Raw genomic sequence first — 14,847 nt, 5'->3', positions numbered from 1 at the left:
CGTGAAGATCCAATTGGAGAACTGAGATGGAATCCCTGCCCACCCTGTGGTTTGTCATGATCGGGTTTTTCTTCACCGGCTACCTGTTCCTGGAGGGCTTCGACCTGGGGGTCGGGATGCTGATGAAGCTCTTCGCCCGCAGCAATACCGAGCGCCGGGTGCTGCTGAACACCATCGGCCCGGTGTGGGACGGCAACGAGGTCTGGCTGATCACCGCCGGAGCCATGCTCTTCGCCGCCTTCCCGCACTGGTACGCCTCGCTCCTGGCCGGCCTGTACGTGCCGCTGGTGCTGGTGCTGCTGGCGCTGATTTTCCGTGCCGTCGGCTTCGAATACCGGGGCAAGGCGGATTCGGACCGCTGGCGGGCCGGCTGGGACTGGGCCATCGCCCTCGGCTCGCTGGTCTCGGCCTTCGGGGTCGGCGCCATGCTGGCGGTGACCACCACCGGCCTGCCGCTGGATGCCAACGGGGACCGGGTGGGCGGGCCGTTCGTGTGGCTGACCGGCTACGCCGTGCTGGGCGGGCTGGCCGTGACCGGATTCTGCCTCATCCATGCGCTGGCGTTCCTGATGCTCAAGACCGACGGCGAGGTGCGCCACCGCGCGCGGCGGGCGCTGTGCCGGTGGCTGCCCCTGGGCCTGGTGCCGCTGGCGGCCTGGGCGCTGCTGGTGGTCTTGGCCCACGGCAAGGCCACCACATGGGCGGCGCTCGCCGTCGCGGCCCTCGGCGCCGCGGCCGCCCGGCTGCTGGCCGGCCGGGGGCTGGAGGGGCCGGCCTTCGCGGCCCTGGGCGTCTTCCTGCTGGCCGGCGCCGGGGCCATCTTCGCCGCCGTCTACCCCACGGTGCTGCCCTCGACCGTCGACCCGGCCTTCAGCCTGACGGTGGCCAACGCCTCCTCGTCGGACTACACGCTGGGGGTGATGAGCGTGGTGGCGCTGTTCGGCATCCCGGCCGTGCTGGCCTACCAGATCTACACCTACTGGGTGTTCCGCAAGCGGGTGGGCCCGGCCCACATTCCGGCGGCGCACGCGGTCCGGCCGCAGTGAAACGCGCCCTGGCAATCACCCCTGCCGGCCGGCGGGCGCTCTACCTGCTGGGCCTGCTGGCTGCGGCCAAGGCCGCCGGACTGGTGCTGCTGGCCGGAGCCGTGGCCGCCGGCATCGCCGGACTGGCCGGCGGCGGCCTGGACTGGCAGGCCGTCACGGCTGCCGGTGCGGCCGGTGCGCTGCTGCGCTCGCTGTCCGTCTGGGGCCAGGAGACGGTGGCCCAGCGTGCGGCCGCCGGGGTCAAGAACGAACTGCGGGCCGCGCTGGTGGACACGGTGCTCGACGCCGGCGGCGGTGTTCCCGGCGGCGAGGCCGCGGCAGGCCATGGTGCGCTGAGCGTGCTGGCCACCCGGGGCCTGGACGCCCTGGACGACTATTACTGCAAGTACCTGCCGGCCCTGGTCACCTGCGCCGTGGTGCCGCTGCTGGTGGGGCTGCGGATCCTGGCCGCGGACTGGATCAGCGCGCTGATCGTGGTGCTGACCATCCCGCTGGTGCCGGTGTTCATGGTGCTGATCGGCCTGCACACCCAGGACAAGGCGCGCGAAGCCGCCGAGGCGCTGCACCGGCTCTCGGACCACCTGCTGGAGTTGGCCCGCGGCCTGCCGGTGCTGGTGGGCCTGGGCCGGGCCGCGGCGCAGACCCGCGCGCTGGCCGACGTCGCCCGCGCCTACCGCACCCGGACCATGGCCACCCTGCGCGTGGCCTTCCTGTCCTCGCTGGCACTGGAACTGATCGCCACCTTGTCCGTGGCCCTGGTGGCCGTGTTCATCGGCGTGCGCCTGGTGCACGGCCAGATGCCGCTGGAGGCAGGGCTGCTGGCCCTGATCCTGGCCCCGGAGTGCTACCAGCCGCTGCGGGACCTGGGCGCCGCCCACCACGCGAGCGAGGACGGCATCGAGGCACTTCGGCGCACCGGCAGCATCCTGCGCGCCCCGGCCGGCCGGGCCCTGGCAACCGGCACGGACACCCGGTGCGGCACCGTGGGCGTCCGCGGCCTGAGCGTGCGCTACCCCGGCCGGCCGGAGGCGGTGCTCGACGGCCTGGACTTCACCGTGCCGGCCGGCAGCATCGCCGCGCTGGCCGGAGCCAGCGGCACCGGCAAGACCACGGTGCTGGAGGTCCTGGCCGGGCTGCGCCGGGACGGGGCCGGCGCAGAGATCTCCGGGACGGTGGAAGGCATCCGGCCCGCAGCCGTGGCCTGGATCCCGCAGCACCCGGTGCCGGTGGCCGCCACCGTGGCCGCCGAAGTCGCCCTGTACGCGGGACTGGCCGACGGCCCGGAGACCCGGGAGGCCGTTGTCCGCGCCCTGGCCGGGGCCAATGCCGCCGGCCTGGCCGACGCACAAACCGGGGAGCTGAGCCCGGGGGAGCTGCGCCGGGTGGCGGTGGCCCGCGCCCTGGCCCGGCTGGAGCACGTCCCCGGCGTGGACGTGCTGCTGGCGGATGAGCCTACCGCCCATGTGGACGAGGTCTCCGCCCGGACCATCGAACGGTCCCTGGCCGGGCTGCGCGGCCGGGCGACGGTCATCCTGGTCTCCCACGACCCGGCCACCGCGGCGCTTGCGGACCGGATCATCCCGGTCACCGGTTCCGCCGGTGCCCCTGCCCCGCTGCGCGCCGGCATGCCGGATAACTTCGTTTCCACCGCGGAACAGGGGGGCCTGGCCGGACCGGCCGGCCAAAGGAGCCGGAACGGGGCCCGGAGCACCGCCGGGCGTGCTGCGGCGGCCGGTGCCGCCCGGCAGCGGCCGGGTCTGGGGCGACACCTGGCCCTGCTGCGGCCCCGGAACCGCCGGTTCGCCGCCGCGCTGTGCTTCGGCGTGGGGGCCACGCTGTGCGCCATCGCCCTGGCCGGGCTCTCCGGCTGGCTGATTGTCGCCGCCAGCGAACAGCCGCCCATGCTGCACCTCATGACGGCGGTCGTCGGCGTGCGCTTCTTCGGCATCGGCCGCGCGGTGCTGCGCTACCAGGAACGGCTGCACCTGCATGAGGCGGTCTTCGAAAGCACCGACAGGCTGCGCGTGCAGCTCTGGAACGGCCTGCTGCAGCGTCCGGAAGGCTGGCGCCGGCTGGCCCGCGGCGGCGGTGCCCTCGAACGGCTGGTCGGCGATGTCGACGAGCTGCGCGACGTCGCCCCGCGCGCGGTCTTCGCCCCGCTGGTCGGGCTGCTGACCACCGCGGCCTCCTGCCTGGTTACCGCGCTGCTGCTGCCGGCGGGACTGGGCTGGCAGCTGCTGCTCGGGCTCGCCGGAGTACTGGGTGCCCCGGCCCTGACCCGGTGGGCCGACCGCTCGGCACAGGCCGCCGCCGTCGGCCTCAAGGGCCGCTCGCTGACTGGCGTGTCCCGGCTGCTGGGCGCAGCCGGGGACCTGGCCGCCAATGGCGCCGCCGGCCCGGTGCGGGCCGAGGTGCTGGCCCTCGGGGACGCCACGGTGGCGCAGCTGCGGCGCAGCGCCTGGGCGCAGGGCCTGGGGCACGCGGTGACGGCACTGGCCTGCTCACTGTCCGCGCTGGCAATGACCGCGGCGGCGGAAACAGCGGTAGCCGGCGGAACGGCGCCCGGCGCCGCCGCCGTCGTCATCCTGATGCAGCTGGCGCTGATCGAGCCCTACACGGCGGTGAACACCGCGGTGCAGCAGTGGGGTGCCTGGCGCCGGCTGGGGGAGCGGGTGCTGCCGGACCTGGGCAGCCCGGACCCGGATGCTGCCCGGCCGGAGGTTCCGGGGCCGGAAGCCGGCCCGGTCGCCTCGCTCGCGCTGCGCGGGACAACCTACCGCTATCCCGGGCAGGCGCAGCCGGTGTTCGCCGGCCTGGACCTGCAGGTGCGGCGCGGGGAGTGGCTGGCGGTGACCGGGACCTCGGGCAGCGGCAAGTCCACCCTGCTGGGGGTGCTGCTCGGCTTCCTGGCACCCGAGGAAGGCAGCTGCCTGGTCAACGGCCGGCCCGGCAGTGCCGCCGGCCGGCTGGCCTGGACTCCGCAGGAAGCCCACCTGTTCGATTCCAGCCTGCGCGCGAACCTGCTGCTGGCCCGCAGCCGGCAGGATCGGCCTGCGGAGGAGGACCTGCTGGCCGTGCTGGAGGCCGTGGGCCTGGGATCCTTCGTCGCGGGACTGCCGGACGGCCTGGAGACGCGGATCGGCCCGGGCGGGCACCACCTCTCCGGGGGCCAGCGCCAGCGGGTGGCGGTGGCACGCGCCCTGCTCACGTCCGCCGACGTCGTGCTGCTGGACGAACCGGCGGCGCACCTGGACCGGGAGGCCGCGGCGGACCTGCTGGCCGACCTGCGCCGCGCCCTCGCGGACAAGGCAGTGGTCCTGGTCACCCACGACCCGCGGGAGGCAGCCGCCTGCGACCGCCAGCTGCGGCTGGGTTCCGCCAATCCGGCAGCCGCGCTAGCCTAGGCCGATGACCATCGCGAGGCCGAACTACCCGGATACCGCCGGCACCGGGCTGCACTGGCGGGCGCTGACCCCGGCGGACACCGCGGCCTGGTACGGCCTGGTCCGCCGGATGGCCGCGGTGGACCAGCCGCCGTGGTCCGAAACCCGGGAGGACCTGGCCGAGTACCTCGCGTCCGCAGCCAACGACCCGGAGCTGACCACCGTGGCCGGCTTCGACAGCGGCGGCGTGTTGCGGGCGGCCGGCCGGGTGGCCGCGAACCCGGGCTCCGCCGTCGCCCACACCTGGGGCGGGGTGGATCCGGCCTGGCGCCGCCGCGGCATCGGTGCCGCCGTCTACGCCTGGCAGCGCGAATGCCAGCGCCGCCGGTTCGAGGCAGCCGGGATCACCGGCGGGGTGCTGCGCACGCACGCCGAGGAACAGGACCAGTCCCACAACGCGCTGCTGGCCGCGGCCGGGGCCGCGGTGGTGCGGTATTTCACCGAGATGACCCGCCCGCTCGCCGGTCCGCTGCCGGAACCTCCGCTGCCGCCGGGCTTCAGCTTCGCTGTCCTGGACCCGGAGGACAGCGAGCCGGTGCGGCTGGCCCACAACGAGGCGTTCGCCGACCACTGGGGCAGCGAGCCGCGGGACGCGCAACGCTGGGCCTTCACCGTGCGGCACCCGCAGCTGAAGCCGGAATGGAGCCTGTCCGTGGTGGAGACCGCCACCGGCGAAACGGTGGCCTACCAGCTGGCCAGCTTCGATCCGGAATTCCGGCTGCGGCACGGCTACGACGAGGGCTTCACCGACCTGCTCGGGGTCCGGCGGGCCTGGCGGGGCCGCGGACTGGCCGCTGCGCTGCTGGCCGAGGCGATGCGGCGGTTCAAGGCCGCCGGCATGGACCATGCAGGCCTGGGCGTGGACACGGAGAACCCCAGCGGGGCGCTCGGCCTGTACACGCGGCTGGGCTACACCCCGACCACCCGCAGCCTTGCCTGGGAGTTCCCGCTGACCTGAAATTGGGACGCTCCCGCAGGTGGCCAGGGCCCCTGCTCAGGCGCCGACGTCGTACATGTGGTGTACGACTTCGTGCAGGAAGTAGGACCCCAGCGTGGTCACGGTGAAGGGCGTACCGTTGCTGCGCCGGCCGGGCCGCTGCCACTGCTCCGGGGTGACTGCTTCGAAGGCCGAGGCCGTGGCGGTGGCGGCGGCCTCGAGCTGCCGGGCCACCTCGGCCGGATCCTGCTCGCCGTAGCGCCCGTCGACGGCGGCCGCGTCCGCGTCCCAGTTCGCGAAGCCCGGATCCTCCTGCGTCAGCATCTGCTCCAGCCGCGAGCGGAACAGCGTGCAGACATCCCGGACATGGGAGGCGTATTCCAGCGGCGACCAGGTGGAGTCGTCCGGCCGCTCGCGCACCTGCGGGCGGGCCAGCACCTGGTGCCAGCGCGGTACCGCGGCGCGCAGCGCCGGGCCCACGGTGGCCGGGGTGACGCCGGCCGGGTCGAACCCGCAGTCCGGGCAGCTGCGTCCGGTGACCCACATCCAGTCCTTGGTGTCCGGAATGATTGCCATGCCGCCAGTTTATGCCCGCCCCGGCGCCGCGGTGCCCCGGAGCGGGCGGGCTGCGAAGCCGGCACTGCGGGCGCGCCCCACTCCCTAGCTGAGGCTGGGACCGATGGCGTCGACGGTCTGGCTCAGCGGCACGCCGGAGCCGTCGCGGCGGCCGTGCTCGGTGGGCAGGGCCCGGGAGGCTCCGTTGTCCGCGGCGGCCTTGGCCGGTCCGTGGCCGGCCCAGGCCAGGCTGAGCAGGTCCTCGCCCTTGAGGAAACGGTGGGCGCGCACGCCGCCGGTGGCCCGGCCCTTCACCGGGTATTCGGCAAGCGCCGTCACCTTGGCGGAGCCGGCGGACAGCCCCGGCAGGGACTCCGAACCGGAGGCGATGGTCACCACCACCGCTGCCTCGTCCGCGGGGGAGACGGGGCCGAAGAAGATCACCGAGTCCCCGCCGGCCAGGCGGATGCCGGCCATGCCGCCCGCGGTCCGGCCCTGCGGGCGGACGGCCGTGGCCGGGAAGCGCAGCAGCTGGGCCTGGGCGGTGAGGAAGACCAGATCGTCCTCCTCGGTGGCCGCGGCGGCGCCAACCACCGTGTCCTTGTCCTTGAGGGTGATGATCTCCCAGTCCTCGCGGTTGAGCGGGTAGTCGGGGGTGACCCGCTTGACCACGCCCTGCGTGGTGCCCACGGCCAGCACGGTGTTCAGCGGCACCAGCGAGACCAGGGACTCGCCCTTGGCCAGCGTGAGGAATTCCTTCACCGGCACACCGCCGGTGAGGTTCGGCACACCGGCGGTTGCCGGCAGCACGGGCATGTCCATGACCTGCAGCCGCAACATCCGGCCGGCGGAGGTGACGGCGCCGATCTCGCCGCGGGCCGAGCTGGGGACCACGGAGGTGAAGACGTCGTGGCGCACCCGCTGGCCGCCGTCGGCGAACGGGTCCTGGGTCATGGTGCGGGCCAGCTGCCCGGAGGCCGAGAGGATCACCCAGCAGGGATCGTCGGGAATCTCCAGCGGCAGCACCGCCTTGGCGGCCTTGCCCGCGCTGGCGGACGTGCCGCTTCCGCCGGCCAGCGCGGCCGCCCCGGCCGGGTCGACGGCCTCGGATTCGAGCAGCACGGTGCGCCGGGGCGTGGCATGCAGCGCGGCCATCTCGCCCAGCTCGTCCGAGACGAGCCGGCGCAGCCGGGTGTCCGAGCCGAGGATCTCCTCGAGCACGGCGATGTCGCGGCGCAGTTCCTCCTGCTCCTTCTCCAGTTCGATCCGGGAGAACTTGGTCAGCTGGCGCAGGCGCAGTTCGAGGATGTAGTTGGCCTGGATCTCGGTCAGGTCGTAGATGGACATCAGCCGTTCGCGGGCCGCGCTGGCCTCATCGGAGCTGCGGATGATCTGGATGACCTCGTCGATGTCCACGATGGCCACCAGCAGGCCCTCGACCAGGTGCAGGCGGTCCTTCTTCCGCCCGAGCCGGTAGGCGGTGCGCCGGCGCACCACGGACAGGCGGTGGTCCACGTAGACCTGCAGCAGCTCGAGCAGGCCCAGCGTGCGCGGCTGGCCCTGGACCAGGGCGACGTTGTTGATGCCGAAGGAATCCTCCAGCGGCGTGTACCGGTAGAGCTGTGCCAGCACCGCCTTGGGGTTGAAGCCGTTCTTCAGCTCGATGACCAGGCGCAGCCCGTGGGTGCGGTCGGTCAGGTCCACCACGTCCGAAATCCCGGCCAGCTTCTTGGAGGTCACCGCGTCCTTGATCTTCTCGATCACCTTCTCCGGCCCCACCATGTAGGGCAGCTCGGTGACCACCAGGCCGGTGCGCCGCGCGTTCAGCTGCTCGATCTCCACCTTCGCGCGGGTCTTGAACGAACCGCGGCCCGTGGCGTAGGCGTCCCTGATGCCGGCCAGGCCCACGATCCGCCCGCCCCCGGGCAGATCCGGGCCGGGGACGAACTCCATGATCTCGTCCAAGGTGGCGTCCGGATGCTGGATCAGGTGCCGGGCGGCGGCCACCACCTCGCCCAGGTTGTGCGGGGCCATGTTGGTGGCCATGCCCACGGCAATGCCCGCCGAGCCGTTGACCAAAAGGTTCGGGAAGGCGGCCGGCAGCACCTCCGGCTGCATCAGCTGGTTGTCGTAGTTGGGCACGAAGTCCACCACGTCTTCGTCCAGGTGGTCCGTCAGCGCCAGGGCCGGGGCGGCCAGCCGGGCCTCGGTGTAGCGCGGGGCGGCCGGGCCGTCGTCGAGCGAGCCGAAGTTGCCGTGGCCGTCAATCAGCGGGATGCGCAGCGAGAAGTCCTGCGCCATGCGCACCATGGCGTCGTAGATGGCCGCATCCCCGTGCGGGTGCAGCTTGCCCATGACCTCGCCCACCACGCGGGCGGACTTCACATGGCCGCGGTCAGGGCGCAGGCCCATGTCGGTCATCATGAACAGGATGCGGCGCTGGACCGGCTTCAGCCCGTCCCTGGCATCGGGCAGGGCCCGCGAGTAGATGACCGAATAGGCGTACTCCAGGAAGGACCCCTCCATCTCCGAGGTGACGTCGATGTCGACGATGTTCTCGGTGAAGTTCTGCGGGTAGTCCTTGCCGGAGGCGGGTTTCTGACGGCGGGCCATGGGAAAAGCGCGGATCCTTTGCGTAAATGATTGCGGATACAGTGAGTTTATGTCTGATGCGGCCGAATCCGAGGATTATCCCGAATACTGGGAGGCGGACGTGGTCCTGCGCGACGGTGGCACGGCCCACCTGCGGCCGATCACCCCCGCCGACGCCGATGCCTTGCAGGCCTTCCACGCGGGCCAGTCGGAGAGCTCGATCTACCTGCGGTTCTTCACCTACAAGTCGAGCCTCAGCCCGCGGGAACTGGAGCGCTTCACGAACGTGGACCACCACAACCGGGTCGCCTTCGTCATTACCATCCGGGGCCAGATTGTCGCCGTCGGCCGCTACGACCGGCTGGACGATCCCACGGATGCCGAGGTGGCATTCAACGTCTCCGATGCCCACCAGGGCCGGGGCCTGGGCTCGATCCTGCTCGAGCACCTGGCCGCCGCCGCGCGCGAGCACGGCATCCGCAGGTTCTCCGCCGAGGTGCTGCCGGAGAACCGCAAAATGCTCACCGTCTTCAACGACGCCGGCTACGAGGTCAGCCGCCATTTCGAAGACGGCGTGGTCATGCTCGAGTTCGGCATCGACCCGACCGAGCGCTCCCGGGCCGTAATGGAATCGCGCGAGCACCGGGCCGAGGCCCGCAGCGTCGCCTCCCTGCTGGCTCCCGGCACGGTGGCCGTCATCGGCGCCGGCCCGGACGCCGGCGGCATCGGGCAGGTCCTGCTCGGGCACATCCTCGAGGGCCGCTTCTCCGGCCGGGTCTACGCCGTCACCCCCGGGGGTGCGGAACCGGCCGGCCTCCCCGCCGGTATCCCCTGCTACTCGGGCATCGCCGAGGTGCCCGAGCCCGTGCAGCTGGCAGTCGTGGCGGTGCCCTACGAGCAGGTGCAGCAGGTGGTGGCCGACTGCGCCGCCGCGGGCGTCAGGGGCGTGGTGGTCGCCACCGCAGGCTTCGCGGACGACGGCGCGCGGGGGCTGGCCCGGCAGCGGGCCCTGGTGCGCAATGCCCGCGCCTACGGGATGCGCGTGATCGGCCCGGCCTCGCTGGGCATCCTCAACACCGATCCCGCGGTCTCGCTGAACGCGTCCCTGGTCCCCGGGCTGCCGCGCACCGGCCCGATGGGCCTGTTCAGCCAGTCCTCGGCGATCGGCGTGCTGCTCGACGCCGCGGCCCGGCGGCGCGGGATCGGAGTCTCCTCGGCGGTCTCCGCGGGCAACCGGGCCGATGTTTCGGGCAATGACCTGATGCAGTACTGGGAGGACGATCCGGCGACCCTGGCGGCCGGCCTCTACCTGGAATCCTTCGGCAATCCGCGCAAGTTTTCCCGGATTGCCCGCCGGCTGGCCCGCAGCAAACCGGTCGTCGTCGCCAAGTCGGACCTGATGGGACTGCGGCTGCCCCCGGGCCACTCGGTGCGCACCACCCAGGCCCCGGCCGGCGCCCTGGACGCGATGCTGCGCCAGTCCGGGGTGATCCGGGTGGCCACCAACGAGCAGTTGATGGACATCGCCCAGATCCTGGTCAGCCAGCCGCTGCCGGCCGGGCCGGGCCTGGCGGTGCTGGGCAATTCCGGCGCCCTCGGCCGGGTCGTGGCGGATGCGGCGACCACCCACGAACTCATTGTGGAGGAAATGGACGCCGGCCTGGACCTGGCCGGCGGCCAGGCGGCCCCGGTGCTGGGCGGGCGGCTGGCCGCGGCGCTGGCCGGGGACCGGATCCATGCCGCCGTCGTCGTCCTGCTGCCGGTGCCGGGAGCTGCGGTGGAGGAGCTGGCCGCGGCCCTGCAGCAGGCAGCCGCGGCAGCCGGCAAGCCGGTCGTCGCCGCCTTTACCGGGCTGGCGGACCCGGCCCAGAGCGTCGAGGGGCTGCTCGGCGACGGGCCGGCCGCCGCAGCGGGGCAGCGGCAGCAGGCCGTGCCCTGCTACGCCAGCCCGGGGGCCGCCGTTGCCGCGCTCGCCGACGTCGTCCGCTACACGCAGTGGGCGGCCCGGGACCAGGGCGAACCGGCAGTGGCCGCCGGACTGCAGACGCACCGCGCGGCCGCGCTGATCGATACCCTGGTGGAGGGCATCGGCGGCACCGAACTGCTTCGGCCCACCCTGGAACAGACGGCAGAACTGCTGGCCTGCTACGGGATCAGCGTGCTGCCCTCGGCCGGTTTCGACACCCCCGACGAGGCGGTGGCGGCCGCGGACCGGCTCGGCTGGCCGGTGGCGCTGAAGACCACGGATGAGCGGCTGCGCCAGCGGCTGGACCTGGGCGGGGTCCGGCTGAACATCGTGGACGCGCAGTCCCTGCGGCGCAATATCGAGCAGATGCGCCGGCTGCTGGCTCCCTTCGGGGACGTGCCGCTGGAAGTGCAGTCCATGGCGCCGGCCGGCCAGGCCTGCGTGCTGCGCGCGATCGAGGATCCGCTGCTGGGCCCGGTGGTGTCCTTCGGGCTGGCCGGGGACGCGGTCAACCTGCTCGAAGACTGGGCGCACCGCATCCCGCCGCTGACGACGGTGGACGTGGCCGACCTGGTCCGCGGCCCGCGCGCGGCGCGCAAGCTCTTCGGCTACCAGGGGCTGCCGCCGGTCGACGTCGCCGCACTGGAGGACCTGGTGGGACGGGTGGCCGTGATGAAGGACGAGCACCCGGAAATTGCGCTGCTGGAGTTCAACCCGGTACTGGTGGCCGGAAACTCGCTGACGGTGCTCAGCGCGGACCTGCGGCTGGGCAACCACACCCAGCGCACCGACAGCGCCCGGCGGGCCATGCGGGACTAGGCGTTGCCGCCGGTTCGCGTTCCCCGCACCGGCTTTGCGAGAATGGATCCATGACTCCTTCCGCGACTTCCGCACGCCGCAGCCTCGACGAGGACCTGAACCGGGCAGGTTTCTACCCGCTGCTGGTGGCCGACGTGGTGCACGACGCGCTGGACGAGCGGACCCCGCTGTCCCACCTGGTGCATCTGGAAACGCACATCGACCGCAACGCGGTGCACCGGCACATCACCGTACTGGTGCTGACCGAGGACATGCTGGTGGTCACCCACGTGGACGACCAGCAGCTGGACGAGGCCGGCGAGCAGGTGATGGCCCAGATCTCCACCGAGTCCGTGCCGGTGAGCCAGATCCGCTCCGTGGTGCTCAGCTACGTGTACGCCCAGCCGCAGAACTACCAGCCCTCGGACCCGGCCCGCGAACTGACCCTGTCGATCGCCTGGTCCGGCGGGCAGCGCCTGGACATGGGGCCGGCCGGCTGCGCGGACCCGCAGTGCGACGCCGACCACGGCTACACCGGCACGATTGTCCAGGACGACATCGTGATCCGGGTCAGCGCCGAGGCGGACGGCCAGCAGGCGGTGCTCAACGCGAAGGCCTTCGCGCGCGCCCTGCGCAAGCTCAGCACGGCTCCGGCCGCCGCGCCCCGGGCCCCCGAACTGGCCGGAGCACGCCCGCGGCTGGCCGGCCGGCTGACGCGCAGCCACCACCAGCGGTGATGCCCGGCACCGTGCCGTCCCTGCAGGAGCCGCTGCCTGCGCCGCCCGGTTACGGCCGGGACAGCATCGCCGATGTCTTCACCAGCGCGGCCGCCGCGCTGGGCCTGGATTCCTTCCCCAACGCGCTTGGCCTGCCCGCGGCCCGGCGGGTGTGCGTGGTCATGGTCGACGGACTCGGCAAGGCGCTGCTGAAGCAGCGCGGCGGCCATGCGCCGTTCCTGCGCAAGTGCCTGGAGAATTCGCGCACCCTCGGCAGCGCCTTTCCCTCGACGACCGCGGCGTCGCTGGCGTCCCTGGGTACCGGCCTGGAGCCCGGGCGGCACGGCATGGTCGGCTACGATGTGCTGGATCCGCAGCAGGACAAGGTGGTGAACCAGCTCGGCAGCTGGGACGACGGCGTGGATCCGCTGCGCTGGCAGCCGAACCCCACCGTGCTGGAACAGGTGGCGGCCGAGGTGCCGGTGGTGACCGTGAGCCTGCCGCAGTTCGCCGCCTCCGGGATGACCCGGGCGGCACTGCGCGGGGGAGCCTTTGTCCCCGCCTCCTCCGGGCACGCCCGCACCGGCGCGGCCGCCGAGCAGCTGGCCGGGCAGGACAAGATGCTGATGTACCTGTACTTCAACGAACTGGACAAGGCGGGCCACCGGCACGGCTGCGGATCAGTGCAGTGGGGGCACGCGCTGGAGGAACTGGACTCGGACATGCGCCGGCTGAGCGCGCACCTGCCGGCGGATACGCTGCTGCTGCTGACCGCGGACCACGGAATGCTGGATGTGGCCCCGGAGCACCGGATCGACTTTTCCGCGGATCCGGCGCTGACGGCCGGACTGCGCCACACGGCCGGCGAGCCGCGGATGCTGCACTTGTACTTCGAGCCGGATGCCTCCGCCGCCCACCGGGAACAGCTGCTCCGGGCCTGGCAGTCGGCCTATGGCCGGCGGGCGTGGATCCTGACCCGGGACGAGGCCGTCGCCCACGGGCTCTTCGGCCGGGTGGAACCGGCGGTGATGCCGCGGATCGGGGACGTGCTGGTGGCCGCGCGGGAGCCGCTCGCGCTCTACGACATGCGCCGGCTGCCTGCTTCGGCGCTGGAGCTGGTGGGCCAGCACGGTTCGCTGACCCGCGCCGAGCGCGACGTGCCGCTGCTGACCTTGGCCCATACCGGCCGGGGCGGATCCTCCGGCCATTTGGTCGGCACCAAAACCGCCCGCAAGGGGCGCACCCGGCACTGAGCGGACGCGGCGCTAATCGCCCTTGGTGCCGAAAACGATCTCGTCCCAGCTGGGAATGGAGGAGCGCTTCGGCTTCACCGTCCGCTTGGCCGGGGCTTCGTCGCGCAGTGTGCCGTCACCGGCCGGTTCTCCGGAGTACGGGACCGGTTCCGCAGCCTCCGGCTCTGCTGCCGGCTCTGCAGCCGGTTGGCCGGACTGCTCCCCGGACTGGGTGGACTGCGCGGCAGTGTCCCCGGAAACGGGTTCCGGCCCGCTGTCAGGTGCCGTGTCCCGGACGGCGTCCTGGACCGGCGCGGTCCGCGGTTCGCCGGAGAGGGTGATTTCGCGCGTGATGGTGCTGATGCCGGCATGCAGCTCCAGCGGCGACGGGCCGGTGCCGCGCACCGAGGCCAGGCCCAGCGGCGGGAAGAGCGGATTCCGCAGCCCCGCGCCGGAGTCCTCCGGCGGCAGCACGCCCATGACCGGCAGCTTGCCGGTGGACGGATGGGCCTCGGTGGACTCGCGGCGCGGATGGGCGGGGGGAATATGGCCGCGGTTGAGCATCAGCGCCAGTGCGTCGTCGGGTTCGTCGTCGATTCCCAGCCGGTGTCCGCGGCGCGAGCGCAGCACCTCCAGCAGATTGTCCGAGGCCGAGGTTTCCTGCTCCCCGGCGTCGTCCTGGCCGCCGTCCGCTTCGTCGGCGCTGTCGGCCTCGAAGTCGAACACCCGGTCCGCGACGGCCGCCAGCCGGCGGGCCGGCAGGGCCCCGTCCACGGGTTCCAGCTCGCTCAGCTGCTGGGCCCAGCGGTTGGCGTTGCGGATGGTCTTGCGGAGGGGGCTGTAAATCCAGCGCGCGGGCGGTTCCTCACCGACGCTCGGCGTTCCGTCCTTGGGCAGGGTGAAGGCGGCCACCACTTCCCAGGTACCGTCCTGCAGGCGCCAGGCGTCCCAGACGAGCGACGCCTCATCGATGCCGAAGTCCCGCAGCCGGTGGCTGACCATATCGCCCAAGGTCGCCGGTTCGTCATCGAAGGACGAGCGGCTGCCGTCGGCTGCCGGCAGGGCGGACGAGAGCTCCACCTGCCGGGCCATGGCGGCCATGTAGTCGCGCTCGGCCCGGACCGGGCCCTCGAAGCGCATGATCCGCTGCAGGTCCTCGCCGGATTCGGCCGCAACCTCTTCCACCGTGGCGCCGGCACGGATGCGCGCCTGGATTTCCCGGGGGGTCATGGCCGCACCGGAATCCGCGCCCGCCTGGACCCGGGGTGCCGGCCGGGCCGCGGCGCGGAGAGCCTCGTCGATGGCCAGCCGGTAGCTGGCTCCGCTTCCACCGCTCAACAGCAGATGTTCGCCATCCTCATGGACACCCACCAGCCGCAGATCCTGCATGAAAACCCTCCACTGAACGACATTGCCTGCCTGAAACTCTGCCACCGAAAGTAACCATTTCCTATTGTTTTCGGCGGTGTGGCGCGCAGAGAATACAGGTTTCACCGTGCCGCAGCGGGCGCCGGGAACAGAAGGTTTGGCAGAACCGGACCCCGTGCGCCAAAATCTTCGCG

General features: G+C 72.7%; 9 protein-coding genes. 6 read left to right on the top strand and 3 right to left on the bottom strand.

Annotation, left to right across the window (positions count from 1 at the left end; translation table 11 throughout):
- Positions 1-26: 26 nt before the first annotated feature.
- From cydB to HGG74_RS10130, 3 genes are read left to right on the top strand one after another with little or no spacing between them, the layout of a single operon-like run.
- Positions 27-1,046, top strand: a complete 1,020-nt coding sequence (gene cydB, locus HGG74_RS10140; protein ID WP_168486238.1) for a cytochrome d ubiquinol oxidase subunit II — start codon at positions 27-29, stop codon at positions 1,044-1,046.
- On the top strand, positions 1,043-4,450 hold the full coding sequence (gene cydD / locus HGG74_RS10135; protein WP_312856809.1) for a thiol reductant ABC exporter subunit CydD: 3,408 nt from the start codon (positions 1,043-1,045) through the stop codon (positions 4,448-4,450). Before cydB ends, cydD begins: the two co-directional genes overlap by 4 nt.
- Positions 4,451-4,454: 4 nt before the next feature.
- On the top strand, positions 4,455-5,447 hold the full coding sequence (locus HGG74_RS10130) for a GNAT family N-acetyltransferase (protein WP_168486237.1): 993 nt from the start codon (positions 4,455-4,457) through the stop codon (positions 5,445-5,447).
- Positions 5,448-5,483: 36 nt separating this feature from the next.
- Here the strand turns inward: HGG74_RS10130 and HGG74_RS10125 are convergent, their stop codons facing one another.
- Complete coding sequence (locus HGG74_RS10125) at positions 5,484-6,002, bottom strand: DinB family protein (protein ID WP_168486236.1); 519 nt, start codon at positions 6,000-6,002, stop codon at positions 5,484-5,486.
- A gap of 84 nt (positions 6,003-6,086) precedes the next feature.
- On the bottom strand, positions 6,087-8,594 hold the full coding sequence (locus HGG74_RS10120; protein WP_168486235.1) for a DNA gyrase/topoisomerase IV subunit A: 2,508 nt from the start codon (positions 8,592-8,594) through the stop codon (positions 6,087-6,089).
- Between the two features lie 49 nt (positions 8,595-8,643).
- Between HGG74_RS10120 and HGG74_RS10115 the strand changes: the two genes are divergently transcribed.
- Genes HGG74_RS10115 through HGG74_RS10105 form a run of 3 tightly spaced genes read left to right on the top strand, consistent with a single transcriptional unit; the run spans position 8,644 to position 13,306 of the window.
- The gene (locus HGG74_RS10115) at positions 8,644-11,358 is read left to right on the top strand and encodes a bifunctional acetate--CoA ligase family protein/GNAT family N-acetyltransferase (RefSeq protein WP_168486234.1); all 2,715 of its coding nucleotides are present in this window, start codon (positions 8,644-8,646) and stop codon (positions 11,356-11,358) included.
- A 50-nt stretch (positions 11,359-11,408) separates the two neighbouring features.
- Positions 11,409-12,074, top strand: a complete 666-nt coding sequence (locus HGG74_RS10110) for a DUF5998 family protein (protein WP_168486233.1) — start codon at positions 11,409-11,411, stop codon at positions 12,072-12,074.
- Positions 12,074-13,306, top strand: a complete 1,233-nt coding sequence (locus HGG74_RS10105) for an alkaline phosphatase family protein (RefSeq protein WP_168486232.1) — start codon at positions 12,074-12,076, stop codon at positions 13,304-13,306. The genes HGG74_RS10110 and HGG74_RS10105 overlap by 1 nt, the downstream gene beginning before the upstream one ends.
- Before the next feature lie 12 nt (positions 13,307-13,318).
- Here HGG74_RS10105 and sepH read toward each other — a convergent pair whose 3' ends face one another.
- Positions 13,319-14,674, bottom strand: a complete 1,356-nt coding sequence (gene sepH / locus HGG74_RS10100; RefSeq protein WP_168486231.1) for a septation protein SepH — start codon at positions 14,672-14,674, stop codon at positions 13,319-13,321.
- Positions 14,675-14,847: the final 173 nt, after the last annotated feature.

Source organism: Arthrobacter mobilis, assembly GCF_012395835.1.
Classification (GTDB): Bacteria; Actinomycetota; Actinomycetes; order Actinomycetales; family Micrococcaceae; genus Crystallibacter; species Crystallibacter mobilis.
This window is presented reverse-complemented; position numbering and strand designations above follow the sequence as displayed.